Raw genomic sequence first — 25,930 nt, 5'->3', positions numbered from 1 at the left:
ATCAGAAGCGGTAGCTTGCGGTGAGCTGGAATTCACGCGGTTGCTGCAGCGGGATGAAATAGGGATCGCCGTTCATCGAGGTGCTGTAGAGATCCTCGTCGAAGAGATTGCGGGCGATCAGTTCGAGGCTGTAGTTGCCATGGCTGTATTCCACGCCCAGGTCGGTCTGCAGTTGCTCGGGAATGCGGTAGTTCTCGTCGCGGTCGAGGTAGGCGGTGCCGGTGTAGGTCAGCCCGACGCTGGCGGAGAATCCCTTCAGCGCCGGGTTCTGGAAGCGGTAGCGACTCCACAGGCTGGCGCGATGCCTGGGCAGCGCCGCCTGGTAATTGCGGTTCTGGGCAAACTCGGCGCGGTTGTTGTTGTAGTGCCCGACCAGGTCGAGGTTGTCGGTCAGGCTGCCCTGCACGTCGATCTCGAAGCCGCGGCTGAGGTAGCCCGGCACGCTGACGTAGCCGCGCTCCCGGGCGTCGTAGAAGGCATAGTTGTCGAACTCGATGCGGTACACCGAGGTGGTCAGGTTCAGGCGCTGGTCCAGCAGGCTGAACTTCAGGCCGGCCTCGTTCTGCTTGCTGGTCTGTTCCGGCAGCAGGTCGCCGTCGCGGTCGACATAGCTGGGCGGTTGGTAGCCGCGCAGGTGGCTGGCATACACAGACAGCCAGGGGGTCGCTTCGTAGAGCAGGCCGATGGATGGCGACCAGACCTGGCGCTTCTGCGATTCGCTCGCCTCGTCGCGGCGGAACACGCCGTTCCAGCTGCTGCTGAAGCGCAGGCCGCCAGTCAGGTGCCAGGCGCCATAATCCAGCTGCTGCTGCCAGTAGGCGCCCACGGGCTTGCTCTCGGTGAAGCTGGTGACGTAGCCGCTACGGGCCGAAGGCAATGCCGGCAGGGGGTCGTGGATGGAAACCACATGCCAGGGGCTGAAGGTCGCGAGGCGGTCGTTATGGGAACGGGTGCGCGAGGCGCTGACGCCGAACACACTGGTGGACTGCAGCTCGCCCCACTGGTAGATGCCACGCAGGTAGTTGTCCAGATTGTGCTGATGGCTCTCCCCGCCCTGGGCGAAGCTGGTCAGCCATACGCTACCGTTTTGCAGCAGTTCGCTGCCGGTGTACCAGCCGAACTGCTCTTCCTTGACATCGGTATAGGTGCCCTTGCTGACGAACGTCCAGTGTTCGCCGAGGGCCTGTTCCAAGCTGTAGTGGAATTCGTTCTGCTGCAGGCGCAGGCTGTCCTCGCGGTTGCCCAGCGGTTCCGGAAGATCACCACCGTAGGGTTCGCCGCGGTACATCACGGTGTAGGGCAGGAAGGGCGTGGTGCGCACGGTGCGGCTGTAGCGCAGGGTGAAGTCAGTGCTGTCGTCGAGCCAGCGCAGCGAGGGCGAGAAGTAGAACTCCTTGTGCCCGTCATAGTCGCCGGCGTTGCCGCTGCTTTGCCTGCCATCGAGGATCACCCGGTAGCTCAGGCGCCCGTCGGTGCCGAGCAGGCCGGTGCTGTCCGCCGACAGCCGGCGCTCGTCATGGCTGCCGTAGCCCAGGCTGATCTCATGGCTGGCCACCGGCTGCGGCACCTTGTGCACCAGGTTGACGGTGCCACCGGGCGAACCAGAGCCGACCAGGATGGCGCTCGGCCCCTTGATCACTTCTACCGCCTCCAGGGCGATGGCGGGGATCGCCAGCGGCGTGCTGAGGCTGGAAGTATTGACCCCCTGGGACAGGACGTTGGCCTGGTAGCCACGGATGTTCAGGCTGGCCGAGCCCAGCGAGCTGGGGATCACGGTGACGCCGGAGACGTTTCGCAGGGCATCGCTGACGGTGCGAGCGCCCTGAGCCTCCATGATCTCGCTGTTGATCACGTTGATCGACTGCGGCGTCAGGTGCAGTGGCGTACCGGTACGGGTGGTCGGTGTCGACTGGCTGGCCAGGGCACTGCTCGAATACTCGCCATGGATCTCGGTGGAAGGCAGGTTCAGGCTGCTTGCCGAACTTGCTCTGACCAGGATCGCTCCACGGTTGTCACGGCTGTATTCCAGGCCCTGCCCATCCAGCAAGCGGGTCAGCAACTCGTCGAGAGTGAAATCACCTTCCACGCCGTTGGTGCTGTGGCGGATCACTGCCGAGGGCTCGAAGACGATCAACTGCCCACTCTGCCGCGAAGTGGCGAGCAGGGCGCTGTCCAGAGATCCGGCCGGAATGCTGTAGTGCTGGGCGGTAGTCTGGGCGTACAGGGGGAAGAACAGGGGAGCACCCGCCAGGGCCATACACAGGCCAAGGCGGGGCAGCTTGGGGCGGCTCATCAGGATGATCTCCGATTGTCGTTGGCAGATTCATCGCGATGACGAAGCCCTTGCGGAGATTTCCAGCCGCCATTTAGACAAGATCCTTATATGCATATGTCGCGTATTTGAAGAACCTCAGGCCGGCTGGATAGCAATCCATAGCGAGGTATGCGCCACCAGACGAACCGGCAGCGCCAAGGCCAGCATGTCCAGGGCGTGGCGGCTGTCGTCCAGCGGGAACACGCCGCTGACCCGTAGTGCGGCCAGTTCCGGGGCCAGTTGCAGGACACCGCGATGATAGGGACGCAGCCGCTCGATCACTTCGCCCAGGGGGCGGTTGTCCACATCCATCAGGCCCTGCAGCCAGAGCGACTCCGTGCCCCGGGCCGGGCCGCCGTGCACGACGCCATCATGGGACAGACGCAGCCACTGTCCGGCCGCAAGGGTATGGCGCTGTCCGCCGGAGGCGTTCACCAGCAACTCCTCCTGCTGCGCCAGGATGTAGCTGGCCCCCGGCTCCTGGCGAACCAGCAAGCGGTTGCGACCACTACTCACCAGGCAATTGTTGGTGCCGATCGTGAACGGCCCATCCGCCGCGGATGCAACCTCCAGTATCAGCTCGCCCTGCTGCAGGCGCAGGCTGCGCGCGCCGGTGGAAACCCGGCTGGAAGCGTTGAGGGTCAGGGCCGAACCATCCGCCAGGGTGAACCGCTTGCGTTCGCCGATGCCGGTGTACAGGTCGCCCGGCCAGGCCAGCCCGGTGCTGCCGAGCCGTCCGAGCAATAACGCCCCCAGGCCGAGACCACCGATGGCCAGAGCACCATGCAGGAAGCGCCGCCGCGAGGGAGCAGCCAGGGTAGCGGCAAGGTGCTCTTCATCCACCTGCTGCAACGGCGAATGCCGCAGGCCCCTGAGGCGGCGGTACAGACGTTCGATGGTATCGGCATGACGGGGGTCTGCCGACTGCCAACGGAGAAAGTCCGCTTGCACCTGCACGTCGACCTCGCCGGATTGCAAGGTGGCGATCCAGTGCGCGGCCTCGCGGCGTATGCGCTGCTCGTCGCTCATGCGTCCAGCACCTCCAGGCAACAGAGGAACGCCTGTTCCATATACTGGTGCACGCGGCTCCTGGAGATACCCAGACGCAGGGCGATCTGCTCGTAGGTCTGGCCGCCGAACTGACTGTAGACGAAAGCCGTCTTCGCCTTGGCCGGCAGGCCGTCCAGCAGGCGATCCAGATGGCATAGCGTTTCCAGCAGGACGGCGTGCTCCTCAGGATCGGCCAGAGTATTCGCCGGCTCCGTGGCGAGGGTTTGCAGGTAGGCACGCTCCAGATCCTCACGCCGCCAGTTGTCCAGTATCAGGCGCTTGGCGATGGTGGTGAGGAAGGCGCGGGGTTCGCGGACACCGCCGAGATCCGGCAGCTTCAGTACCCGCAGGAAGGTTTCCGAGGCGATGTCCTCGCCGCGGCAGGCATTGCCCATTAGCCGCCCGGCTCGCGCGCACAGCCAGGCATGATTCTGCTGGAACCACCGGGTGACGATATTGTGCTGGGTGCGTGCTGGCATGATGATGGCGAGCGGCAATGAAGGCTGCCGAATTTAGCAAGGAACCTTATAGAACTCGAAAGAATCAAAAGATATCTATATGAAATAAAAATGAATAACAAATCACAACGATGTCGTCTTCAGGCTTTCGCCCGCATGCCTACCCAGAGCAGCCCTGGATCAGTGCGGCACCCGTCCCGTCTACTAGTAGTCGGCGCCCTGCTCTTGCGGTTTTCCGCCCAAGACCCGAAACTTCCCGCCATGCCACGAATAGAATTCTACGTCCTGTCCTCCACCACCCCTGCCGAGCGTCTGCGCGCAGCCTGCCAAGTAGCGGGCAAGGCCTGGCGCCATGGTTTGCCGGTATTCCTGCGCGGCCGCGATGTCGAACAGTGTGCCGAACTCGACCAGTTGCTGTGGCAGTTCCGTCAGGAAAGCTTCATCCCCCATGGCCTGCACCAGGATGGTCCGCAGGCGCCGGTGGTGATCGGCCTGGACGAGGCGCCCGCAAGCGCGCAAGGGGTGCTGATCAACCTCGGCAGCACGCTCAGCGCCCATGTCGAGCACTTCAGCCGGGTGATCGAGATCGTCAACCAGGAACCCGACCTGCTGACCGCCTGCCGGGAGAATTTCCGCAGCTACCGTCAACGGGGCTATGATCCCAAACGTGTCGAACTGTAAATTCTCCCCATGGACAACCTGACCCCTCCGCACAAGCCCGGCGCCCTGCTGAGCGACCTCGAGTCGATCCGCGAACTGCTGGATGACGACCTCGATCCGCCTTTGTTGACCGAACGATTCGATCCTGACGACATTCCACTGCTTTGCGACATCGTCCCTGCCGTGGCGCCCGTCCCCACCGCGCAGCCATTGGCCAACACGGGCGCGGTTGCCGGCATGGCATCTGAGGATGAACTGCGCCAGACGGTGCAGCGCGCCATTGGCCGGGACAACGAGATCAATCGCCTCGACAGCGAACTGCGCGCGGCGGCCCAATTGCTGCTGCAGGACGTGATCGACGACTTCGTGCCGCAGATCGAGGCCGAGCTCAAGCGGCGCCTGCAGGCGCGCCTGAACCGCCTGCTGCCGCCCCGCAAGTAGCCTCGAGGCAGCCACCAGCTGCAACCTGCAAGCCGAAAGAGAAAAGTCGCTTTCAGCTTGCCGCTTATGGCTTGCAGCTCATAGGCGTTATACTTTTCGGCTTTTCCGCTCAGACGCCATAAGGGTCCCGCCGCGCATGGACAAGACCTACCAGCCCCACGCCATCGAAACCGCCCTGTACGAAAACTGGGAGGCGAAGGGCTACTTCGCCCCGCAGGGCTCCGGTGAGCCTTACACCATCATGATCCCGCCACCGAACGTGACCGGCAGCCTGCACATGGGCCACGGGTTCAACAACGCGATCATGGATGCACTGATCCGCTTCCGCCGCATGCAGGGCCGCAACACCCTGTGGCAGCCGGGCACCGATCACGCCGGCATCGCCACGCAAATGGTGGTGGAACGCCAACTGGGCGCCCAGGGTATCGATCGCCATGATCTGGGCCGCGAGAAATTCCTCGACAAGGTCTGGGAGTGGAAAGCCGAGTCCGGTGGCAACATCACCCGGCAGATTCGTCGCCTGGGCTCGTCCGTGGACTGGTCGCGCGAGCGTTTCACCATGGACGACGGCCTGTCCGAGGCGGTCAAGGAAGCCTTCGTGCGCCTGCACGAGGATGGCCTGATCTACCGCGGCAAGCGTCTGGTCAACTGGGACACCAAGTTCCACACCGCCATTTCCGATCTGGAAGTGGAGAGCCACGACGAGAAAGGCCACCTGTGGAACCTGCGCTACCCGCTGGCTGACGGCAACAAGACCGCCGAAGGCGCCGACTACCTGATCGTCGCCACCACGCGCCCGGAAACCATGCTGGGTGACGCCGCCGTCGCCGTGAACCCGGAAGACGAACGCTACAAGGCGCTGATCGGCCAGTACGTCGAACTGCCGCTGCTTGGCCGCCGCATCCCGATCATCGCGGACGATTACTGCGACCCGGAATTCGGCACCGGCTGCGTGAAGATCACCCCGGCCCACGACTTCAACGACTATGAAGTCGGCAAGCGCCACAACCTGCCGCTGATCAACATCTTCGACCAGGACGCAGCCGTGCTGCCGGGTGCGCAGATCTTCAACATCGACGGCAGCGTCAACGCCCTGCTCGATGCCAGCCTGCCTGCCGAATACGCTGGCCTGGATCGTTTCGAAGCACGCAAGCGGATCGTCGCCGCGTTCGATGCCCTCGGCCTGTTGGAAAAGATCGACGACCACGCCCTGAAAGTGCCGAAGGGCGACCGCTCCGGCACCATCATCGAGCCGTGGCTGACCGATCAGTGGTACGTGTCCACCAAGCCGCTGGCCGAGAAGGCCATCGAAGTGGTCGAGAACGGCGAGATCCAGTTCGTGCCCAAGCAGTACGAGAACATGTACTTCAGCTGGATGCGCGACATCCAGGACTGGTGCATCAGCCGCCAGCTGTGGTGGGGCCACCGCATTCCGGCCTGGTACGACCAGGCGGGCAATGTCTTTGTGGGCCGTGACGAAGAGGAAGTACGCGCCAAGCACAACCTGGGCGACATCCCGCTGCGCCAGGACGACGACGTACTGGATACCTGGTTCAGCTCCGGCCTGTGGACCTTCTCCACCCTCGGCTGGCCGGAAGAGACCGACTTCCTGAAGACCTTCCACCCGACCGACGTGCTGGTTACCGGTTTCGACATCATCTTCTTCTGGGTTGCCCGGATGATCATGCTGTCCACCCACCTGACCAAGCAGATCCCGTTCAAGACCGTCTACGTTCATGGTCTGGTGCGCGACGGCCAGGGCCAGAAGATGTCCAAGTCCAAGGGCAACGTCCTCGATCCGCTGGATATCGTCGACGGCATCGACCTGGAAACCCTGCTGGCCAAACGCACCAGCGGCATGATGCAGCCCAAGCTCGCCGAGAAGATCGCCAAGCAGACCAAGGCCGAATTCCCGGAAGGCATCGCCAGCTACGGCACCGACGCCCTGCGTTTCACCTTCTGCTCGCTGGCCACCACCGGCCGCGACGTGAAGTTCGACATGGGCCGCGTCGAGGGCTATCGCAACTTCTGCAACAAGCTGTGGAACGCTGCCAATTTCGTCATCGAGAACACCGATGGCCAGGACACCGGCATCAATGATGAAGCCGTGGATCTGTCGCCGGTCGATCGCTGGATCATCTCCGCCCTGCAGCGTTGCGAGCAGGACGTGACACGCCACCTCGACGCCTTCCGCTTCGACCTGGCCACCCAGGCCCTGTACGAATTCGTCTGGGACGAGTACTGCGCCTGGTACCTGGAACTGGTCAAGCCGGTGCTGTGGGACGAGAACGCCCCCATCGAGCGCCAGCGCGGCACCCGCCGCACGCTGGTGCGTGTGCTGGAAGTGATCCTGCGCCTGGCTCACCCGTTCATGCCGTTCATCAGCGAAGAAATCTGGCAGCGCATCAAGGGCCAAGCCGGCGTCAGCGGCGAAACGCTGATGCTGCAACCCTGGCCGGTGGCCAACGAAAGCCGCATTGACGCGGCCGCCGAGGGCGACATCGAGTGGGTCAAGCAACTGATGCTCGGCGTGCGGCAGATCCGTGGCGAGATGAAGATCTCCATGGCCAAGCGCATCGACGTCATCCTCGCCAACGCCAGTGCCGAAGATTTGCGCCGCCTGAACGACAACGCCCCGCTGCTCAACAAGCTGGCCAAGTTCGAGTCGGTGAAGGTACTGGCAGCCGGCGAAGAGGCACCGATGTCCGCCACCGCCCTGGTCGGCGACATGCAGGTCCTGGTGCCAATGGCCGGGTTGATCGACAAGGAAGCCGAACTGGCGCGCCTGGACAAGGAAATCCTGCGCCTGGAAGGCGAGGTCAAGCGGGTCGGCGGCAAGCTGGCCAACGAAGGCTTCGTCGCCAAGGCGCCGGCCGAAGTGCTGGAGAAGGAACGCGCCAAGCTGGCCGAGGCCGAGCAGGCGCTGGCCAATCTGGTGGAACAGCGCGGCAAGATCGCCAGCCTGTAAACCGCTACTCGGCTGAAGACGGCCCGCCGCGGTGAAAACCCGGCGGGCTGTTTTCGTTTATGGGCATGCCGTTTGGTATCAGGCAGTATGCTCGCGACTCTGCACATGATCGGGCCCCTGCAAATGGAAGTGAGCAAGACCAAGACCAGTTTTTACCGCCGTCTCTACGTCGCCTGGCTGATCGACAGTGGTGCCGCCGACAGCGTGCCGGCACTGATGGCTGCCACGGGCATGCCAAGGCGCACCGCCCAGGACACCCTGAGCGCGCTGGAGGAACTGGATATCCGTTGCGAATTCCAGCAGCACGATGGCCAGCGCAACAACGCCGGCCACTATGTGATCCGCGACTGGGGCGCCATCGACAAAGGCTGGATTGCCGGAAACCTGCAACGGATCAAGAGCGCGCTGGGCTACCCCTGAAAGACCGCCGACAAGGACTCGCAATGACCCTCGATCTGCTCATGGTACTCGGCCTGCTGCTGGCGGCCGTGGTGCTGTTCGTGCTCGACAAGCCGCGCATGGACGTAGTCGCGCTGATGATCATCGTCGCCCTGCCGTTGACCGGTGTGCTCAGCATCCAGGAAACCCTGGCCGGCTTCAGCGACCCCAGCGTGATCCTCATCGCCGCGCTGTTCGTGATCGGTGACGGCCTGGTGCGCACCGGCATCGCCTACCGCCTCGGCGACTGGCTGGTGGCCAAGGCCGGTAGCAGCGAAACCCGCTTGCTGGCCTTGCTGATGACGGCGGTGGCCGGGCTTGGCTCGGTGATGAGTTCGACCGGCGTGGTGGCGATCTTCATTCCCGTGGTGCTTGGCGTGGCGGCCCGCCTGAAGATCGCGCCAGGCCGGCTGATGATGCCCCTGGCGTTCGCCGGTCTGATCAGCGGCATGCTGACCCTGGTGGCCACGCCGCCGAACATGGTGGTGCACAGCGAACTGCTGCGGGCCGGCCTGCCGGGCTTCGACTTCTTCAGTTTCACCCCCATCGGCCTGGCCGTTCTGGTACTGGGCGTGCTCTACATGCTCGCCACCCGTCGCTGGCTGCAGCGCGACGCCGATGGCGATGCCTCGGCGCCACCGCGCCTGACCCTGAGCGACCTGGCCAACAGCTACCGCCTCAGCGAACGCGAGCGGCGCCTGCGTGTCCGTGCCGACTCGCCACTTGCCAACCAGGCACTGGACGAACTGCACCTGCGTTCGCAGTACGGCATCAACGTGATTGCCGTGGAGCGTCAGCGGCAGTTTCGCAACCTGCTGCTGATGGCCACCGGCAACACCCAGTTGCAGGCCGGCGATGTGCTGCTGGTCGATCTGGCCAGCCCGGCCATCGCCCTGCTCGGTGCCTACCAGGAGCTGGGCCTGGAAGCACTGCCACTGCGCAACTCCTATTACAGCGTGCATTCCCACGAACTGGGGCTGGCCGAAGTGGCGTTGCCACCGGAATCGCATCTGCCGGGCAAGAGTATTCAGGAGCTTGGCCTGCGCAGTCGCTACAAGCTCAACGTGGTCGGCCTGCGCCGCCATGGCGAGGCCCTGGAGGGCCTGCTGGTGGACGAGAAGCTGAGCCACGCCGACACCCTGCTGGTGGCCGGCAGCTGGAAGCAGATCCACCACTTGCAAAGCCTGAACCTTGATTTTCTGGTACTCAGCCTGCCCGCCGAGGTCGATGAGGTGGCTCCCGCCGCGCGCAAGGCACCCTATGCGCTGCTGAGCCTGGCAGTGATGGTCGGGCTGATGATCAGCGGCCTGGTACCCAACGTCATGGCAGCGCTGATCGGCTGCCTGCTGATGGGAGCGTTCCGCTGCGTCGACATGTCCAGCGCCTACCGTTCGATCCATTGGCCGAGCCTGATCCTTATCGTCGGCATGCTGCCCTTCGCCCTGGCCCTGCAGAAAACCGGTGGCATCGATCTGGCGGTCAATGGCCTGGTCGGGGCGCTTGGCGAAGCCGGCCCGCGGGTGATCCTGGCCAGCCTGTTCGCCGTCACCGCCCTGATCGGCCTGTTCATTTCCAATACCGCCACGGCGGTGTTGATGGCCCCCGTGGCCATCGCCACCGCCCAAGCGCTGGGGGTCTCCCCCGTGCCCTTCGCCATGACCGTCGCCCTGGCGGCCTCGGCCGCATTCATGACACCGATCTCGTCGCCGGTGAATACCCTGGTGCTGGGGCCGGGCCAGTACCGTTTCGGGGATTTCGTGCGCATCGGCGTGCCGTTCACCCTTCTGGTACTGATCGTCAGCGTGGTGATGGTGCCGTGGATATTCCCGCTCTAGGCGCAGGTTCGGTGGAGCGCGTAGCCTGAGCGAGGCCATATCCCTGCGCATGGGAATGCATCCAGGGACGCTCTGGAAACCATCAAGAAAGGCATGCGTAGGGTGGACAACGCTCTTCTTGTCCACCAGCACGATCGTAAAGCGGTGGACGGGTCGGGTCGCGCAGGTAAAGCGTCGTCCACATGCTGGATCTGCCGACAGGATTCTGGGACAACCATCTGCGCCTGGCCTGACTAACCAGCCCCCGGTAGGGTGGAAGACGCTTTATCCTTCCACCGCTCTTCAATCGCAACGGTGGACAAAAAGAGCGTTGACTGCGCGTCCCGGTCCACCCTACGGCCTGAAATCGGGGATGCCTTTTGATGCCGAATGAGCGCTTGCGAGGTAATGGGCAAGACGGTATCTACCATTGCCCAACGCTGTGAAACATCCGACTACGCCGCGCCAAAGAAGCGCCGTTTGGCGCGGCTCAGCCAACTGTCTTCGGTCCTGTCGGCAGCCAGGCGGCGGAGGTTTTCGGTGACGGCCGCCACGTAGTTCTGGTCATCGTTGCGGATATGGCCGAACAACCAGCGCCCGAGCAGGCTGCGCAATTCATCGGAGACGTCCTCGCCCTGCTTGAACCGCGTGCGATAGTCGTCGACCCGCTTGATGAAAATGTCGTGCACCCGCTTGTGGGCCTTGGTGAAGACATAGCCGGCCTCCTCGAGCATCGCCTCCTCGAACACGAAGTGCGAGGTGGTGTAGTCGACCAGCTCTTCGATCACCTGCCCCACGCCCTCGCGGGCGCCGTTGTGCTGGGCAACGTACAGCTCGTTGATCATGTCGACGATACGTCGGTGCTGGCCATCGATCACCGCGATGCCCGTGTTCAGATCATCACTCCAACTGAGATAGGCCATGCCCGGCCTCCCTGTCATCCCCTTAAGATGCGGCCAGTCTAGGACCGGGCAGGCGACAACCCCTTGACCTGTGTCAGTGCGCCTCCCCACACCTGAGCGAGGCTTGCAGCGGTCTGGCGATGGCTCAGGGAAAGCTGGCGAGCATGCCGCCGCCAGCTGTGGGAAAATGTGCGGCCCGTACCCTCCGTGATCCAACAGCATGCCTGCCAGACGTCCGCCGAAACCGCCTGCCTCGTCATCCGCCAAGGGCCAGTTGCACCCTCGCAGCCGCCATCAGGGGCGTTATGACTTTCCGGCGCTGATCAAGACCAGCCCTGAACTGGCGGCGTTCGTCATCATCAACCCATACGGCAAGCAGAGCATCGACTTCGCCAACCCGGCGGCGGTGAAGGTGTTCAACCGTGCCTTGCTCCAGCAGTTCTATGGCATCGCGCACTGGGACATTCCGGCGGACTACCTGTGCCCGCCCATTCCCGGTCGGGCCGATTACCTGCATTACCTGGCCGATCTGCTGGGCAGCGACAATGCCGGCGAGATTCCCAGGGGCGCGGCGATACGGGCGCTGGATATCGGCGTCGGCGCCAACTGCATCTATCCGTTGCTTGGCAACCGCGAGTACGGCTGGCATTTCCTGGGCGCCGATATCGCGCCTCAGGCCATCGCTTCGGCGAACGCCATCGTGCAGTCGAATCCCGGCCTCAGCGAACAGATCGAATTACGCCTGCAAGCCGATGCCGGGCATGTTTTGAGTGGTTTGCTGGCGCCGCAAGAGCACTTCGAGCTGACCCTGTGCAACCCGCCCTTCCATGCCTCGGCAGACGAGGCCGCCAGTGGCAGCAAGCGCAAATGGCGCAACCTCGGCAAGCTCGACCCCAAGCGCAAGCTGCCGGTACTGAACTTCGGCGGCCAGGCTGCCGAGCTGTGGTGCCCCGGTGGCGAAGCGGCCTTCGTCGCCCGGCTGATTCGCGAAAGCGCCGATATCCGCGAACAGGTGCTGTGGTTCAGCACGCTGATCTCCAAATCCGCCAACCTGCCCGCCGTGTACGCCACGCTGAAGAACGTCGGCGCCGTGGAAACGCGCACCGTGGAAATGAGCCAGGGCCAGAAGCAGAGCCGCTTCGTCGCCTGGACGTTTCACGACGTCGAACAGCGCCAGCGCTGGCTGACGAAGCGCATCAGCGGCTAATCGTCGGCGCGCGGCGCGCGCACGATCAGGGTGTCGCACGGCAGCCACTGCAGCAGTTCGCGGGCGGCGCTCCCCAGCAACGCGCTCATCAGCCCGCTGCGGCCGTGGGTGCCCATCACTACCAGGTCCACGGCATGCTCACGCACGTAGTGGCTCAGTGAAGCCCCCAGCGAGCCCTGCTCGATGACGATGCGGGTATGCGTGCGCACATGCTCCGGCAGCTCGCTGGCGGCGAGAAAGGCAGCATAGTCGCCCTCCTCGATATGCTGGCGTACTTCGTCGTCGATGACCCGCTCCAGACGGTCCGACATCGGCGCCTCGGTGGCGTGATAGAGCACCAGCTCGCGATCCGGGAAATAGCGGGCAGCGGCGTGCAGTGCATGGCGCGACGAGTCGGAAAAGTCGGTGGCGACCAGAATGCGCTGGTAGCGGCCGCGCGGCCGCTGGCGAACCACCAGCAAGGGTTGCGGCAGTTGCCGGGTCAGCGACTCGAGCGTCGAGCCAAGCAACAGCCGGCCCCACAGCTCGTTACTGGCAACGCCGGCCACCACCAGCGCGCTACCGGTTTCCCGCGCGGCCCTGGCGATGGCCTGCACCGGCTCGCCACGCTCGATACGCAGCCGCACCCGCACATCGCGGCCGGACAGATCCTCCTGCAACTGCCGCTCGGCGAAACGCACCAGGCTGGCATCATCCCGTGCGCCGGCCCAACCGAGCACCAGATCCGGCGCGTGAGCTGCCTCCAGCACGTTGACACCGACCAACATGGCCTGCCACTCACTCGCCAACTGCGCAGCGCGATCCAGCGCTCGGTCGCAGCGCACACTCAGATCAGTGGCCAGCAGAACGCTGACAGGTGCCCCGTCGCCCCAGGGTTGCTCGCTCATCTTTCCCCCTTGATATCCCTATTAAATGTGAGCCTAAGACCCTAACAACTCCCATCGTGTGGCGACACCGGCAAATCGTAAGCAAACGCGAGCTATCACCGCGCGCGGCGCATCAGCATCAATGCCAACGTGGCCAGCCACAGCAGCGAGCTCCCGTAATTGATGCGTTGATAGAGGCCGAAACCCTGTCCGCTTTGTACAGCCTCCGCCATCAACGGCAGAGTGCCGAGCGCCAGTAACGTGCACAGCAGAGAGAACCAGGAAAACCGCCGGGAGCCAAGCAGGCGCAGGCCCAGATACACCCAAATCGCACTGGCGAGCAGCAGACTGAGCGCCATGACCAGCCCCGCCAGGTTATGCAGGTTCTGGCTGGTCGATGGGCTTTGCGGCGCACAACCTGCGTCACAGGCGAAGTAGCCGGTGCCGAAGCTACCCAGGCCGTGGAGGATGATCAGCAGGCCGCTGAACCGCGCCCAATGGTTGTCGAAGCTCAGCAGCACGGCGACACCGAACAGCATGAACAGCGCACCCAACGGGAAGTTGTTGATCAGCGGCGATATGAATTGAGTCGGTGCACCTTCGGCGCCGAGCAGGCTCATGGCCTGATCGAAGTGGCTGTAACCGGGGTAAAGCGCTCCAGCCAGGGCAACGCCGAGCGCCAGCCAGAGAGGCGTGATGAGACCAGCCAAATAACCGAGGGTGAGCGTCCTGTGCGTTCTGTGCGACTGCATGCGAATGTCCTTTTGCGCCAGTGGAGTACCTGACATTGACGCACCCGATCCTCAGAGGGACACACCCGAACACCGAGCCAGCTGCCGCTGCCCGTCGACTGCAACGCGCGAACTGCAGCCTGATGGGATTATTTCGTCCATAATCGCCGCCCTCGAAAAGCTGCCGGGTGACCTCCGGCCCTGATAGGTGGACTCCACATGCTGCGCATCACCGAACTGAAACTGCCCCTCGACCATGGGGACGACGCCCTGCGCCCGGCCCTGGTCGAACGCCTGGGGATCGAAGACAGCGAACTGCTCGCGTTCAGCGTGTTCAAGCGCAGCTACGATGCGCGCAAGAAGTCCGGCGACATGCCGTTCATCTACACCCTCGATTTCAGCGTGCGCGACGAGGCGGCCCTGCTGGCGCGCCTGAGCAACGACCGCAATCTCGGCATCGCTCCGGACGTGCGTTACAAGCCGCTGAACATCCCGGCAGAGCGACACCCGGAACAGCGTCCACTGGTGATCGGCTTCGGCCCTTGCGGCATCTTCGCGGCCCTGTTGCTGGCACAGATGGGTCTCAGGCCTATCGTTCTCGAACGTGGCAAGGAAGTGCGCCAGCGCACCAAGGACACCTGGGGCCTGTGGCGCAAGAAGATCCTCGACCCGGAGTCCAACGTGCAGTTCGGCGAAGGCGGCGCTGGGACCTTTTCCGACGGCAAGCTGTACAGCCAGATCAAGGACCCGAACCACTACGGCCGCAAGGTGCTCGAGGAATTCGTCAAGGCCGGTGCACCGGAGGAGATCCTCTATGTCAGCAAGCCGCATATCGGTACCTTCCGCCTGACCGGCGTGGTCGCCAGCATGCGTGAAGAGATCAAGGCCCTGGGCGGTGAAGTACGCTTCCAGCAACGTGTCAGCGATGTGCTGATCGAAGACGGTCAACTGGTCGGTGTGGAACTGGAGAACGGTGAGCAGGTGCATAGCCGCCACGTCATCCTGGCCCTCGGCCACAGTTCTCGGGACACCTTCCGCGCGCTGCACAAGCGCGGCGTGTTCATGGAAGCCAAGCCCTTCTCGGTAGGTTTCCGTATCGAACACCCGCAGTCGCTGATCGACCGCGCCCGCCTCGGCAAGTACGCCGGTCACCCGAAACTGGGCGCCGCCGACTACAAGCTGGTACACCACGCCAGGAACGGCCGCTCGGTGTACAGCTTCTGCATGTGCCCGGGCGGCACCGTGGTCGCCGCCACCAGCGAGCCGCATCGCGTGGTGACCAACGGCATGAGCCAGTACTCGCGCAACGAGCGCAATGCCAACGCCGGTATCGTCGTCGGCATCACCCCGGAACAGGACTACCCGGGTGGCCCGCTGGCCGGGGTCGAGCTGCAGGAGCGCCTGGAGTCCCATGCCTACGTGCTGGGCGGCAGCAATTACGAGGCCCCGGGCCAACTGGTGGGCGACTTCATCGCCGGCAAGCCAAGCACGGCACTGGGCAGCGTCGAGCCGTCCTACAAACCGGGAATCAGGCTCGGCGACCTGGCAGCGGCCCTGCCGGATTTCGCCATCGAGGCGATCCGCGAGGCGCTGCCGGCTTTCGGCAAGCAGATCAGAGGCTTCGACCTGCACGACGCGGTGCTGACCGGCATCGAGACCCGTACCTCGTCGCCGCTGCGCATCACCCGCGGTGAAGACCTGCAGAGCCTCAACGTGCACGGCCTGTTTCCAGCGGGCGAAGGTGCCGGTTACGCCGGCGGCATTCTCTCCGCCGGTGTCGACGGTATCCGCGTTGCCGAGGGCGTGGCACGGGCGCTGTTGGCCAGCTAATCCGGCTGCCAGCGGCACAGGGTGGTACGCCGCGAGCCATTGGGCCGGCGCTCGGGATCATCGTAACGGGTGATCTCGACGAATCCGGCCTTGCGCATCATGCCCGCCGAAGCGGCGTTCTCTTCATGGCGGTCGATATAGATATCGCTGATGCCCTTGCTGCGGATATCTGCCACCACCTGGCGTAGCAACGCCGAACCCAGGCCGTGCCCGGCCATGTCGCGATGGATCACCGCCTCGCAGATATAGGCGTGATCGTCATCGAGGCGGCTCAGGGGTTGGTGCTCATGGAACCAGGTGGTGCGTACATGGCTGACGAACCCCAGCAGCCCACCCTCTGCCTCCGCCAGCAGCGCGCGCGTGCTGCCATCGGCGATGTCATGCAAATGGGCAGTCACTTCGGCACGTGGCAGATGATTCCAGGGGTTGGGGCCGTGCTCGAAGATCAGCGCACAAAGCGCTTCGATGTCAGCGGCGGTCGCCGCGCGTATTTGCCACTGCATCTGCCAGGCCTCCCTCGGGGATGGTGCCGATGCAGTGTAGGAGCGATGTCGGAACGCCGACAGGCACAGTCAGGCGGCAAACGGGCAGCCCAGTTCAGGACTCCCAGGGCCGCCCACGGGTGCGACGTACCAGTTTGACCTTCTGCTGCATCGCCGCCTTGGCGAGCATGTGCGCACTGACCGGGGCGGTGATGAACAGGAACAGGGTGATCAGCAGCTCGTGAAAGCTCAGCCCCTCTTCGTGGCTGCCGAAGAAGATCATCGACGCCACCACCATGCTGCCGACACCCAGCGTGGTCGCCTTGGTCGGGCCGTGCAGGCGGGTGAAGAAGTCCGGCAGGCGGTACAGGCCGATGGCGCCGATCAGGGCGAAGGAACAGCCGACCAGCAGGAAAAACGCCACCAGTGCTTCGATCCAGAATGGCATGGCAATACGCTCCTCAGTCGATGATCTCGCCGTGCAGCAGGTGTTTGCCTACTGCCACGGTGCCGACGAAACCCATGACGGCGATCAGCAGCGCCGCCTCGAAAAACAGATCCGACTGCAGCCAGATACCGAATACCACGATCAACGCCAGGGCATTGATGTACAGGGTGTCCAGGGCCAGCACCCGATCCGGCATGTCCGGGCCACGTACCAGACGGATCACGTTGAGCGTCACTGCCACGCCCATCAACGCCATGCACAGGGGAATCACGTAGGCGAGCATTGGAAAATCTCCATCAGCGGGGCTTCGTAGCGCGACTTGACCTCGGCGATCAACGCCTGGTCATCGGCCACGTCCAGGCCGTGCAGCAGCAGGGTCTTATGGTCGCCGCTAAGGCCGGAGGACACGGTGCCCGGGGTCAGCGAGACGATGCAGGCGAGTGCCGAGAGCATGAATTCGTTCTCGATGGCCATCGGCACTTCGACGAACGCGGGACGCAGCTTGCGTGTAGGCCCCAGTACCAGCCGTGCGACGTGCAGGTTGGCGACGACGATGTCCCAGAGCACCATCAGCAGGTAACGGCAGAGCAGCACCGGCCGGCGCAGGCGCGGCACGTCGAGCATGAAGCCGCGACACAGCAGTGCGATGCCCCAGCCAAGGAAAGCGCCCAGCAACAGGTGACCGAAACTCGGCGCGTTGACCAGCAACAGCCAGATCACCGTGAGCAGCACACTGAGCATGGGATGGGGCAACCATCGGGATCGGCTCATGCAGCACCTCCTCGCACGATCTGCAGGTAGCTGTCGACATCCAGCAACTGCTGGGCGACGGCCTGGACGTATTCGTGGATCGGCTGCGCGGCGATCACCAACAGCGGCCCGCCAGCCAGCAGGCCGATGGTCGCCAGGGCGCGCACCCGGTCGAACTCGGCGGCCGGCGCCGGCTCGCCGCTGCAGCGCCAGAACAGCGTGCTGCCTGCGCGGACCAGAGCGATCACCATGCCCAACCCACCGACCAGTACCACCGGCCAGAGCACCAGCGTCTGCATGCCCGTTTCTGCCGAACGCAGCAGCATCAGCTTGCCCAGGAACCCGGAGAACGGCGGCAGGCCGGCGACGGAAATGGCGCCGATGAAGAACAGCGCGCCGAGCAATTTCGGCTGCAGCAACTGTGGCCCCTTGCGCAAGCGCAAGCCAATCTCGCCACGCTGCCGCGCCAGCAGGTCGGCGAGCAGGAACAGCCCGCCGCAGACCCAGGTGCTGTGTATCAGGTAGTAGAGTGCAGCGCTGAGGCCCTGCGCCGTGCCCAGGGCGATGCCAGCCAGCAGGGTACCGACCGACACGATTACCAGATAGCCGATCAACCGCCCCAGGCTGCGCGCGGCAAGAGCGCCGATCACGCCGCTCGCCAGGGTCAGGGCAGCCAACGGCCACAACAGGTAGTCGATCAGGTGCGCCAGCTCGCCCGCCTGGCTGCCGAACACCAGGGTGAAGACGCGGATCACCGCATACAGACCGACCTTGGTCATGATCGCGAACAGCGCAGCCACCGGCGCCGTAGCCGCGGCATAGGCATTGGGCAACCAGAAATACAGCGGCAGGATGGCGCCCTTGAGGCCGAACACGATCAACAGCAAGTAGCCGGCTGCCGCGATGAGCGGCTGACGGTCGGCATCGGCTTCGGCGACCTTCAGCGCCAGATCGGCGATGTTCAGGGTGCCGAGCAGGCCATAGAGCATGCCCACGCCGATCAGGAAAAACGACGAGGCCACCAGGTTGAGTAGCACGTAGTGCATGCCGGCCTTGATCCGCTTCGGGCCACCGCCGTAGACCAGCAACGAGTACGAGGCGATCAGCAGGATCTCGAAGAATACGAACAGGTTGAACAGATCGCCGGTAAGGAACGCACCATTGATACCAAGCAACTGGAACTGCATCAGGGCATGGAAGTTCGGCCCGCGCTGGTCGTCGCCGCGCACCGCGTAGAGCATGGCGAAGCTGGCCAGCACGGCGGTCACCAGCAGCATCAGCGCAGCCAGCCGATCGAGCAGCAGCACGATGCCGAAAGGTGCCTGCCAGTTGCCCAGGGCATACACCTGCAGCGCGCCGGCGTCAGCCTGCAGCACCAGCCAGGCGCTCAGCGGCAGCAATGCCCAGGTGGCCAGCAGGGAAATCCAGCGCTTGGCGGTCAGCGACAGCCGCGAGCGAACCAGCAGCAGGCTGCCGGTGAACAGCGGTATGAGAATGGGCAGGATCAACGCGTGATTCATCAGCGCGGCTCCTCACCATCGACATGGTCGGTACGCAGTTCACCCAGGGCACGCAACGACAGGACCACCACGAAGGCCGTCATGGCGAAGCCGATGACGATGGCGGTGAGCACCAGCGCCTGGGGAATCGGATCACCGTATTCGGCGCTCTTGCCGATCACCGCCGGCACACCGGTGCCGAGACGGCCCATGGCGAACAGGAACAGGTTCACCGCATAGGAGATCAGGGTGAGGCCCATGACCACCGGGTAGATGCGTGCACGCATCAGCAGGTACACACCGCTGGCGGCCAGCACGCCCAGGGTAATGGCGAATAACGCTTCCATCAGAGTACCTCCCTGCTCGATTCGTCCTGGCTGACGTGACCGATGTTGGACAGGATCAGCAGCGTGGAGCCGACCACGGCCAGATACACGCCCAGGTCGAAGAACAGCGCGGTCGCCAGCTCGAACTCACCAATCAGCGGAAGATGGAAATGGTCGAAGGCCGAGGTCAGGAACGGTGCGCCGAAGGCCAGGCTGCCGAGGCCGGTGAGTGCGGCGATCATCACGCCGAGCCCGGCGATGCTGTGGAAGCTCCACGGCATGCGCCGCTGCGTCCATTCGACGCCATGGGCGACGTACTGCAGGATCAGGGCGATAGCGGTGATCAGACCGGCAATGAAACCACCGCCAGGCAGGTTGTGGCCACGCAAGAAAATGAAGGCCGACACCAACAGCGCCATGGGCAGCAGGATACGGGCAATGCTGTCGAGGATCATCGGGTGGCTGTCGCGCGACCAGGGCTTGCCGTTCGGATCGGTGAGTGGATGAGGCAAATGCAGGCCGGCGAGCAGGCCATAGATGCCGATCGCGGCGATGGCCAGCACGCTGATCTCGCCCAGGGTATCGAAGCCGCGGAAATCGACCAGGATCACGTTGACCACGTTGGTGCCGCCACCTCCACTGACGCTGTTCTCGAGAAAGAACGAGGCGATGCTGTCGTAGGGGCGGGTCATCACCGCGTAGGCCAGCAGCGCGACGGCGATCCCGCTGCCGCCGGCCAGCAGCACGTCGCGCAGGCCACGCAGGCTGCTCGACTCCATCGGCGTGCGATCGGGCATGAAGAACAGCGCCAGCACCAGCAGGATGATGGTCACCACCTCCACCGACAACTGGGTCAGGGCCAGGTCTGGCGCGGAATAGCGAGCGAAGGCCAGGGCCACCATCAACCCGGCGCAGCTCAGGGTCATCAGCGCCTTGAGCCGGTTGCGGTGGAACACCACCGTGAGAACCGCCATCACGCACAGCACCAGCATGCCGAGCACGGTGATGCCGTCGAGGGGGGCCAGCGGCATATCGCCGCCCAGCGAATCCATCGAGGACAGCGCGACGGTGATCAGTACCAGGGCACTGATCAGCAGCAGCGCCACGTAGCGCTGCAGGGAACCGCTTTCGAGAAGCCGGGTGATCCAGCGGGCGCTCTTCACCAGACGGCTGTTGAGCAGCTCGAATATCTGCTTGGCGTCCACCTCCGGCATGCCGTTGTACCAGCGGAATAGCGGCTCACGGCAGGCATACACGACTATTCCACCCACCAGAGCGATCACGCTCATGCCCAGCGGCAGGTTGAAACCGTGCCAGATCGACAGGCTGTAATAGGGCACTTCGCCGCCCAGGGTCGCGAGGGCAGCCGAGGCCAGCAGTGGCGCAACGGTATAGGCCGGCAGCATGCCCACCAGCAGGCAGAGGAAGACCAGCACCTCCACCGGGATCTTCATGTAGCGCGGTGGCTCATGGGGCGGGTACTTGGGCAGGTCCTTCGGCTCGCCGTTGAAGAACACGTCGTGGATGAAGCGCAGCGAGTAGGCGACCGAGAACACCCCGGCCAGTGTCGCGGCGGCGGGGATCATCCAGCTGAAGATGCCCAGCAGATCCTGATTGAGGGTCTCGGTGAAGAACATTTCCTTGCTCAGGAAGCCGTTCAACAGCGGCACCCCGGCCATCGCCGAGGCTGCCACCATGGCCAGCACGGCGGTGTGCGGCATGTATTTCCAGAGCCCGGCGATACGCCGCATGTCGCGGCTGCCGGTCTCGTGATCGATGATCCCGGCAGCCATGAACAGCGAAGCCTTGAACGTCGCATGGTTGATGATATGGAACACCGCGGCCACCGAGGACAGGTCGGTATTGAAGCCGAACAGCAGGGTGATGAGGCCGAGGTGGCTGATGGTCGAGTAGGCCAGCAACCCCTTGAGGTCGTGCTGGAACAGCGCCATGCCGGCCCCGAACAACAGGGTCGCCATGCCGGTCATGCTGACCAGGTAGAACCACCATTCGGTACCTGCCAGTGCCGGATAGAAACGCGCCAGCAAAAACACCCCGGCCTTGACCATGGTCGCCGAGTGCAGATAGGCCGACACCGGCGTGGGAGCCGACATGGCCTGGGGCAGCCAGAAATGGAAGGGGAATTGCGCGGACTTGGTGAAGACGCCCAGCAGAATCAGGATCAGGGTAATCGGATACAGGGCGTGTTCGCGGATCAGGTCGCCGGCCGCCAGGACCTGGGTCAGCTCGAAACTGCCAGCGATATTGCCAAGCAGCAAGATCCCCGCCAGCAGCGCCAGGCCACCTCCCCCGGTGACGGTCAAGGCCATGCGCGCGCCGCGTCGCGCATCTGAGCTGCCGCTCCAGAAGCCAATCAGCAGGAACGACGACAGGCTGGTCAGCTCCCAGAACACCATCATCAGCAGCATGTTTTCCGAGAGCACCACGCCCAGCATGGCGCCCATGAACAGCAGCAGATAGGCGAAGAAGCGCCCCATGGGCTCCTGCTTGCTCAGGTAATAGCGGGCGTAGAGGATCACCAGCAAGCCGATGCCGAGAATCATCAGGGCGAACAGGAAACCCAGGCCGTCCAGGCGCAGGCTCAGGTCCAGGCCAAGGTCCGACAGCCACGGATAGCGGACGATCCGTACCTCGCCTGCGAACACCGCGGGCTGTTGCAGCCACAGCAGGATGAGCGCGATCGCCGGCCCCAGCGCTGCCGCCAGCGCACACAGCGAGCGCCCCATGCGGTCGGCCAGCAACGGCAGAAAGATACCCAGAAATGGTAAGGCGATGATCAGCGCGAGCGCCATACACTAAACCCCTTGTACAAGCCCGTCGTGCAGCCAGACGGCCAGCTAGTGCGTGCCAGAATACCGGGCGCCTGTCGCCCGGCCGATCCCTGCGATGGTGTGCGTGATACCGACCCGGCAGGCGGCGATTGCGCCTGTGTCAGCCCGGCTGGGCGCATGCCTGGTCGGCGTCGATCAAGTCTGCGCCTATCGTGCGGTCGCTGTAACTGACTGGTGAAACAGCCATGGCGTTCGACTTGTTTTTGCCCGGCCAGCCCCTGAGCGACGCTGGCCGGGAAAACCGCGTCGATTATGCTTAACTATCGACAGATCGTCATGGATAGAATCATTACTAAAACTATCCCCGGGTGGATCGCCACGTGCCCTGCCGGAAATCCTGCGGTTGCTCCAGGCCGGCTTTTATCGCACTGGCCGCCATGAAAAAGGCCGAGTCGACGCAGCGACCCGGCCTTCATGAACAACGCCATCGGCACACCAGGCGCCGTCAGTCACTTTTCACTGAGTCACGCGGCTGGTGCCGTTGACTGTCAGGATGCGCACGCGTTCGCCAACCCGGAAGATCTGGTTTTCCTCGACGGCCTGTACGTAGGCGCGCATGCTGCCATCGTCTTCGCGCACGGTGATTTCGACACCTTGCGTACGGGTAATGCCCTCCTCGGCTGCAGCACCCAGCAGACCACCGGCTACCGCACCGATCACAGCCGCCACGGCCGAACCACGACCACCGCCAACGCCGCTGCCCGCCACACCACCGATGACGGCGCCGGCACCACCACCGATTGGCGTCTTGGTGCCTTCGATCTTCACCGGACGCAGGGATTCGATGGTGCCCATGCGCACAGTCTGCACGGCACGCGCTTCATCACGGGAATAGCTGTCGCCGGTCAGGCTCGATGCGCAGCCGCCGAGCGTGAGCGTCGCGGCGGCAAAAAGGGCAACGAAAATACCAGGTTTATGCATGACGATTCTCCAGACTGGACTGATAACGCTATGACAGCACGGTCGCCAGGACGGTCACTGTGATTGCCGATAAATTGCGTCGCCCGTTCAGCAGCGGTACAGATAGGCGAGTCAACGAAATGTTGTCGGCAGGAGTATAGACAGCAGCCGGCCCCGCTGATAACCGCCCCATCGGAGCACCTGCCGGGCAGCCCACCGGGTCATGTGCCATCCGTCGATCAGCCACGCGCAGCCTGGGCCAGGCGCCAGAACCTGGCAAGATCGGCAGCCCGGGCTTGCAGTTCCTGCGCAGCGTTGGCGCAGGCGTGCTCCAGGGTGATCGGCCCCGGAGCCAGGCTGAAGGAGGCCTCGATACCGGCCTCGCGCACCTGTTGATACCCCTCACCCAGGCTGCCGGCCAGGGCGATTACCGGGACACCCTGAGCCTTGGCCACCCGCGCTACGCCAACCGGCGTCTTGCCGTGCAGGCTCTGGGCATCCAGCCGCCCCTCTCCGGTGATGACCAGGTCGGCCCCCTGCACCGCCTCGGCAAGACCGGACAGCTCGGCAACCAGTTCGATGCCTGGACGAAAGCGAGCGCCCAAAAAGGCCTTGGCAGCGAAACCAAGGCCACCGGCAGCACCCACCCCGGGGAAGGTACTGAAGTCTTCGCCAAGCGCTTCACCGACCACTTCGGCCAGACGCGCCAGGGCGGCGTCCAGTTCCTTGACCTGCTCCGGGCTGGCGCCCTTCTGCGGACCGAACACAGCCGAGGCGCCGTGAGGCCCGCACAACGGGTTGTCGACGTCTGCGGCCACATCGACCTGAACATCCTGCAGACGGGCATCCAGTGCGCTGAGATCGACGCGCTGCAACGTGGCCAGCGCCGCCCCACCCGGCCGCAACTCGCTGCCACCTGCATCGAGAAAGCGCGCGCCCAATGCACGCAGTAGTCCGCTGCCACCATCGTTGGTGGCACTGCCACCGAGGCCAAGAATGATCCGCGTGGCACCGGCATCCAGCGCTGCACGAATGAGCTCCCCGGTGCCGTAACTGCTGGCCACCCGGGCATCACGTTGCGCGCTCGGCACCCAGTGCAGGCCGCTGGCAGCGGCCATCTCGATTACCGCCGTGCCATCGCCCAGCCAGCCCCAATGGGCCTGCACCGGCATGGCCAGAGGGCCCTGAACGCGAAGCTCGCGACGCTCGCCGCCAGTGGCGGCAAGCACGGCATCCACCGTTCCTTCGCCGCCGTCGGCCATGGGGCACAAGGCGATCTCGGCATCCGGGTAAACGGCGAGCCAGCCGCGGGCGATGGCCTGGGCCACGTCGGACGCACTCAGGCTCTCCTTGAACGAATCAGGAGCGATGACGATTTTCATGGCAAGACCTCGATGGCAGCGGGACGCCACGGGGGACATCCCGTTTGAAAACAGATGAGAACCTTCTCTAGGTCTAGCGAGCCAGGGCAATGCAAGGGCCAGGCGCCCCCCACAAAAACAGGCGAGGAACGGTCGGAGTCGCGGGTGACTGTACTTTTGTACATGAGCATTCCGAGCCTGTTTTAACACTGCAGTGCCGACGCGCAGCAGACCTAGAGCAGGTTCTTAGAGAAGTACCAGGCTCAGCAGCCATACCGTGGTGATACCAACCACGCCTTGAATCAGCGTAGCCATGGTTTGCGCGCGGTAGGCAACGGCTACCGGCATGCGGCTGAACTGGGTCACTACCCAGAAATAGCTGTCGTTGGCGTGGGAAACGGTCATGCCGCCAGCACCGATCGCCAGCACGGTGAGCACACGGCCCATCTCGCTGTCCAGGCCGATCTGCCCGAGCAGTGGCGCGACCATGGCCGACGTGGTGACCATGGCCACGGTGGTGGAACCCTGGGCTGTCTTCAGCGCCGCGGCGACCAGGAATGGCATGAACAGGCCGATACCGAGTGCCGACAGGGTGTTGCCCAGATAGCCGCCCAGCGGCGAAGCGCTGAGCACCGCGCCAAAGGCCCCCCCGGCACCGGTGATGAGGATGATCGGCGCGGCGGAGAGAATGCCATCGGTCACCCGGTCATGCAGTTGCTGGCGCTTGCCGTTGCCATTGAGCAGCGTGCAGGCCAGCAGCAGACCGACCAGCAATGCCACCACCGGCTGGCCGAGGAAGCTCAGCACGGCCTGCAGCGTGCCATCGCCCAGCGGGCGGCTGGGGAATACCGATACCGAACCCAGGCAGATCAGCACGATGGGCACGAGGATCGGTGCGAAGGCCTGGGTGGCGCTCGGCAGTGTTCCGTACTGCGCCTTCAGCACCTCGAAGTCCTCGGCGCCCGGCATTGGCGTGCCGTCGTCTTCGAGAACGATGTCCTTGCCGATGAAGCGATTGGCCCAGAGCAGGCCGGCCAGGGCGGACACCATGGCGACGAACAGGCCGACGGCGATCACCAGGCCCAGGCTCGACTCGAGACCGAGGTTGCCGGCAGCGGCGATCGGTCCCGGGGTCGGCGGCACGAAGGTATGCGTGGCGTACAGGCCGGTCGCCAGGGCAACGCTCATGGCCACCATGGACACCTTCATGCGCGCGGCCAGCGCGTTCTTCAGCGAGTTGAGGATGATGTAGCCAGAGTCGCAGAACACCGGAATCGACACGATGTAACCGATGATCGACATGGTCAGGGTGGGGAAGCGTTCGCCGAGCAGTTTGATCACGCTTTCTGCCAGGGTGATGGCCGCGCCACTGCGCTCGAGAATCACGCCGATGATGGTGCCCAGCACGATCACCACGCCGATGTTGCCGAGGATGCCGCCAAAGCCGCTGGCGACGGTCTTGAGAATATCCTGATGGGGCAGTTGATAAGCGAAGCCGGCGACTATCGCGGCGACCAGCAGAGCCAGAAAGGGATGCAACTTGAGACGGGTGGTGGACACCACGATGAACGCGATGAGCGCCACCAGGATCAGGACCAGAGCCATGCCGGTTTCCTCGTTGTTGTTATGTGAT

The 25,930-nt window shown here is 64.1% G+C and carries 23 protein-coding genes; 7 read left to right on the top strand and 16 right to left on the bottom strand.

Features of this window, described 5'->3' with window-relative positions:
* Position 1: 1 nt before the first annotated feature.
* From BLR94_RS19850 to BLR94_RS19840, 3 genes are all read right to left on the bottom strand, one after another.
* Positions 2 to 2,293, bottom strand: a complete 2,292-nt coding sequence (locus tag BLR94_RS19850; protein WP_084307697.1) for a TonB-dependent siderophore receptor — start codon at positions 2,291 to 2,293, stop codon at positions 2 to 4.
* A gap of 117 nt (positions 2,294 to 2,410) precedes the next feature.
* Entirely contained in the window at positions 2,411 to 3,343 is a 933-nt protein-coding gene (locus BLR94_RS19845) for a DUF4880 domain-containing protein (protein WP_084307698.1), read from the bottom strand.
* Positions 3,340 to 3,843, bottom strand: coding sequence for a sigma-70 family RNA polymerase sigma factor (locus BLR94_RS19840; protein WP_084307784.1), 504 nt, complete (start codon positions 3,841 to 3,843; stop codon positions 3,340 to 3,342). The genes BLR94_RS19845 and BLR94_RS19840 overlap by 4 nt, the downstream gene beginning before the upstream one ends.
* 240 nt (positions 3,844 to 4,083) lie before the next feature.
* On the opposite strand from BLR94_RS19840, the gene BLR94_RS19835 reads away from it, so the two are divergent.
* The 5 genes from BLR94_RS19835 (at position 4,084) to BLR94_RS19815 (ending at position 10,164) form a co-directional block, all read left to right on the top strand.
* The gene (locus tag BLR94_RS19835) at positions 4,084 to 4,503 is read left to right on the top strand and encodes a DNA polymerase III subunit chi (RefSeq protein WP_084307699.1); all 420 of its coding nucleotides are present in this window, start codon (positions 4,084 to 4,086) and stop codon (positions 4,501 to 4,503) included.
* 9 nt (positions 4,504 to 4,512) lie between these two features.
* Entirely contained in the window at positions 4,513 to 4,923 is a 411-nt protein-coding gene (locus BLR94_RS19830; RefSeq protein ID WP_084307700.1) for a DNA polymerase III subunit chi, read from the top strand.
* A 136-nt stretch (positions 4,924 to 5,059) separates the two neighbouring features.
* Entirely contained in the window at positions 5,060 to 7,891 is a 2,832-nt protein-coding gene (locus tag BLR94_RS19825; RefSeq protein ID WP_084307701.1) for a valine--tRNA ligase, read from the top strand.
* A gap of 123 nt (positions 7,892 to 8,014) precedes the next feature.
* Positions 8,015 to 8,311: a winged helix-turn-helix domain-containing protein gene (locus BLR94_RS19820; RefSeq protein ID WP_084307785.1), complete on the top strand. Its 297-nt coding sequence runs from the start codon at positions 8,015 to 8,017 to the stop codon at positions 8,309 to 8,311.
* A gap of 23 nt (positions 8,312 to 8,334) precedes the next feature.
* Positions 8,335 to 10,164: an SLC13 family permease gene (locus BLR94_RS19815; protein ID WP_084307702.1), complete on the top strand. Its 1,830-nt coding sequence runs from the start codon at positions 8,335 to 8,337 to the stop codon at positions 10,162 to 10,164.
* Positions 10,165 to 10,598: 434 nt separating this feature from the next.
* On the opposite strand, the gene BLR94_RS19810 is transcribed toward BLR94_RS19815, so the two are convergent.
* Positions 10,599 to 11,066 (bottom strand): bacteriohemerythrin, encoded by a 468-nt coding sequence (locus BLR94_RS19810; RefSeq protein ID WP_090423746.1) that lies wholly within the window; start codon positions 11,064 to 11,066, stop codon positions 10,599 to 10,601.
* Positions 11,067 to 11,265: 199 nt separating this feature from the next.
* Between BLR94_RS19810 and rlmF the strand changes: the two genes are divergently transcribed.
* On the top strand, positions 11,266 to 12,252 hold the full coding sequence (gene rlmF, locus BLR94_RS19805; protein ID WP_084307704.1) for a 23S rRNA (adenine(1618)-N(6))-methyltransferase RlmF: 987 nt from the start codon (positions 11,266 to 11,268) through the stop codon (positions 12,250 to 12,252).
* Here the strand turns inward: rlmF and BLR94_RS19800 are convergent.
* Positions 12,249 to 13,139, bottom strand: coding sequence for a universal stress protein (locus BLR94_RS19800; protein ID WP_084307705.1), 891 nt, complete (start codon positions 13,137 to 13,139; stop codon positions 12,249 to 12,251). The genes rlmF and BLR94_RS19800 overlap by 4 nt on opposite strands.
* Before the next feature lie 95 nt (positions 13,140 to 13,234).
* Positions 13,235 to 13,870 carry a DUF998 domain-containing protein gene (locus BLR94_RS19795; protein WP_084307706.1) on the bottom strand — a complete coding sequence of 212 codons (636 nt, stop codon included), beginning with the start codon at positions 13,868 to 13,870 and terminating at the stop codon, positions 13,235 to 13,237.
* A 198-nt stretch (positions 13,871 to 14,068) separates the two neighbouring features.
* Here BLR94_RS19795 and BLR94_RS19790 point away from each other — a divergent pair, with 198 nt between their 5' ends.
* The gene (locus tag BLR94_RS19790) at positions 14,069 to 15,679 is read left to right on the top strand and encodes an NAD(P)/FAD-dependent oxidoreductase (RefSeq protein WP_084307707.1); all 1,611 of its coding nucleotides are present in this window, start codon (positions 14,069 to 14,071) and stop codon (positions 15,677 to 15,679) included.
* Here BLR94_RS19790 and BLR94_RS19785 read toward each other — a convergent pair.
* From BLR94_RS19785 to BLR94_RS19740, 10 genes are all read right to left on the bottom strand, one after another.
* A complete protein-coding gene (locus BLR94_RS19785) occupies positions 15,676 to 16,182 on the bottom strand; it encodes a GNAT family N-acetyltransferase (RefSeq protein WP_084307708.1) in 507 nt (168 codons plus the stop codon). The genes BLR94_RS19790 and BLR94_RS19785 overlap by 4 nt on opposite strands.
* Before the next feature lie 94 nt (positions 16,183 to 16,276).
* Positions 16,277 to 16,609, bottom strand: coding sequence for a Na+/H+ antiporter subunit G (locus tag BLR94_RS19780; protein WP_042555267.1), 333 nt, complete (start codon positions 16,607 to 16,609; stop codon positions 16,277 to 16,279).
* A 13-nt stretch (positions 16,610 to 16,622) separates the two neighbouring features.
* Positions 16,623 to 16,892, bottom strand: a complete 270-nt coding sequence (locus BLR94_RS19775) for a K+/H+ antiporter subunit F (RefSeq protein ID WP_084307709.1) — start codon at positions 16,890 to 16,892, stop codon at positions 16,623 to 16,625.
* A complete protein-coding gene (locus BLR94_RS19770; RefSeq protein ID WP_084307710.1) occupies positions 16,877 to 17,380 on the bottom strand; it encodes a Na+/H+ antiporter subunit E in 504 nt (167 codons plus the stop codon). Before BLR94_RS19770 ends, BLR94_RS19775 begins: the two co-directional genes overlap by 16 nt.
* Positions 17,377 to 18,879 carry a monovalent cation/H+ antiporter subunit D gene (locus BLR94_RS19765; RefSeq protein WP_084307711.1) on the bottom strand — a complete coding sequence of 501 codons (1,503 nt, stop codon included), beginning with the start codon at positions 18,877 to 18,879 and terminating at the stop codon, positions 17,377 to 17,379. Before BLR94_RS19765 ends, BLR94_RS19770 begins: the two co-directional genes overlap by 4 nt.
* Positions 18,879 to 19,205 (bottom strand): Na+/H+ antiporter subunit C, encoded by a 327-nt coding sequence (locus BLR94_RS19760; RefSeq protein WP_084307712.1) that lies wholly within the window; start codon positions 19,203 to 19,205, stop codon positions 18,879 to 18,881. Before BLR94_RS19760 ends, BLR94_RS19765 begins: the two co-directional genes overlap by 1 nt.
* Positions 19,205 to 21,997 carry a monovalent cation/H+ antiporter subunit A gene (locus tag BLR94_RS19755; RefSeq protein WP_084307713.1) on the bottom strand — a complete coding sequence of 931 codons (2,793 nt, stop codon included), beginning with the start codon at positions 21,995 to 21,997 and terminating at the stop codon, positions 19,205 to 19,207. The genes BLR94_RS19760 and BLR94_RS19755 overlap by 1 nt, the downstream gene beginning before the upstream one ends.
* A gap of 495 nt (positions 21,998 to 22,492) precedes the next feature.
* Complete coding sequence (locus BLR94_RS19750; RefSeq protein ID WP_084307714.1) at positions 22,493 to 22,957, bottom strand: outer membrane lipoprotein; 465 nt, start codon at positions 22,955 to 22,957, stop codon at positions 22,493 to 22,495.
* A 218-nt stretch (positions 22,958 to 23,175) separates the two neighbouring features.
* A complete protein-coding gene (locus tag BLR94_RS19745) occupies positions 23,176 to 24,318 on the bottom strand; it encodes a glycerate kinase (protein ID WP_084307715.1) in 1,143 nt (380 codons plus the stop codon).
* 225 nt (positions 24,319 to 24,543) lie between these two features.
* Positions 24,544 to 25,902: a GntP family permease gene (locus BLR94_RS19740; protein ID WP_084307786.1), complete on the bottom strand. Its 1,359-nt coding sequence runs from the start codon at positions 25,900 to 25,902 to the stop codon at positions 24,544 to 24,546.
* Positions 25,903 to 25,930: the final 28 nt, after the last annotated feature.

Origin of the sequence: Phytopseudomonas flavescens (assembly GCF_900100535.1) — a bacterium.
Lineage (GTDB): Bacteria > Pseudomonadota > Gammaproteobacteria > Pseudomonadales > Pseudomonadaceae > Aquipseudomonas > Aquipseudomonas flavescens.
This window is presented reverse-complemented; position numbering and strand designations above follow the sequence as displayed.

Bases quoted from the DNA above. Each gene is read 5' to 3' on its own strand.
- BLR94_RS19850 (WP_084307697.1), bottom strand. From the start codon at position 2,293: ATGAGCCGCCCCAAGCTGCCCCGCCTTGGCCTGTGTATGGCCCTGGCG.
- BLR94_RS19845 (WP_084307698.1), bottom strand. From the start codon at position 3,343: ATGAGCGACGAGCAGCGCATACGCCGCGAGGCCGCGCACTGGATCGCC.
- BLR94_RS19840 (WP_084307784.1), bottom strand. From the start codon at position 3,843: ATGCCAGCACGCACCCAGCACAATATCGTCACCCGGTGGTTCCAGCAG.
- BLR94_RS19835 (WP_084307699.1), top strand. From the start codon at position 4,084: ATGCCACGAATAGAATTCTACGTCCTGTCCTCCACCACCCCTGCCGAG.
- BLR94_RS19830 (WP_084307700.1), top strand. From the start codon at position 4,513: ATGGACAACCTGACCCCTCCGCACAAGCCCGGCGCCCTGCTGAGCGAC.
- BLR94_RS19825 (WP_084307701.1), top strand. From the start codon at position 5,060: ATGGACAAGACCTACCAGCCCCACGCCATCGAAACCGCCCTGTACGAA.
- BLR94_RS19820 (WP_084307785.1), top strand. From the start codon at position 8,015: ATGGAAGTGAGCAAGACCAAGACCAGTTTTTACCGCCGTCTCTACGTC.
- BLR94_RS19815 (WP_084307702.1), top strand. From the start codon at position 8,335: ATGACCCTCGATCTGCTCATGGTACTCGGCCTGCTGCTGGCGGCCGTG.
- BLR94_RS19810 (WP_090423746.1), bottom strand. From the start codon at position 11,066: ATGGCCTATCTCAGTTGGAGTGATGATCTGAACACGGGCATCGCGGTG.
- rlmF (WP_084307704.1), top strand. From the start codon at position 11,266: ATGCCTGCCAGACGTCCGCCGAAACCGCCTGCCTCGTCATCCGCCAAG.
- BLR94_RS19800 (WP_084307705.1), bottom strand. From the start codon at position 13,139: ATGAGCGAGCAACCCTGGGGCGACGGGGCACCTGTCAGCGTTCTGCTG.
- BLR94_RS19795 (WP_084307706.1), bottom strand. From the start codon at position 13,870: ATGCAGTCGCACAGAACGCACAGGACGCTCACCCTCGGTTATTTGGCT.
- BLR94_RS19790 (WP_084307707.1), top strand. From the start codon at position 14,069: ATGCTGCGCATCACCGAACTGAAACTGCCCCTCGACCATGGGGACGAC.
- BLR94_RS19785 (WP_084307708.1), bottom strand. From the start codon at position 16,182: ATGCAGTGGCAAATACGCGCGGCGACCGCCGCTGACATCGAAGCGCTT.
- BLR94_RS19780 (WP_042555267.1), bottom strand. From the start codon at position 16,609: ATGCCATTCTGGATCGAAGCACTGGTGGCGTTTTTCCTGCTGGTCGGC.
- BLR94_RS19775 (WP_084307709.1), bottom strand. From the start codon at position 16,892: ATGCTCGCCTACGTGATTCCCCTGTGCATGGCGTTGATGGGCGTGGCA.
- BLR94_RS19770 (WP_084307710.1), bottom strand. From the start codon at position 17,380: ATGAGCCGATCCCGATGGTTGCCCCATCCCATGCTCAGTGTGCTGCTC.
- BLR94_RS19765 (WP_084307711.1), bottom strand. From the start codon at position 18,879: ATGAATCACGCGTTGATCCTGCCCATTCTCATACCGCTGTTCACCGGC.
- BLR94_RS19760 (WP_084307712.1), bottom strand. From the start codon at position 19,205: ATGGAAGCGTTATTCGCCATTACCCTGGGCGTGCTGGCCGCCAGCGGT.
- BLR94_RS19755 (WP_084307713.1), bottom strand. From the start codon at position 21,997: ATGGCGCTCGCGCTGATCATCGCCTTACCATTTCTGGGTATCTTTCTG.
- BLR94_RS19750 (WP_084307714.1), bottom strand. From the start codon at position 22,957: ATGCATAAACCTGGTATTTTCGTTGCCCTTTTTGCCGCCGCGACGCTC.
- BLR94_RS19745 (WP_084307715.1), bottom strand. From the start codon at position 24,318: ATGAAAATCGTCATCGCTCCTGATTCGTTCAAGGAGAGCCTGAGTGCG.
- BLR94_RS19740 (WP_084307786.1), bottom strand. From the start codon at position 25,902: ATGGCTCTGGTCCTGATCCTGGTGGCGCTCATCGCGTTCATCGTGGTG.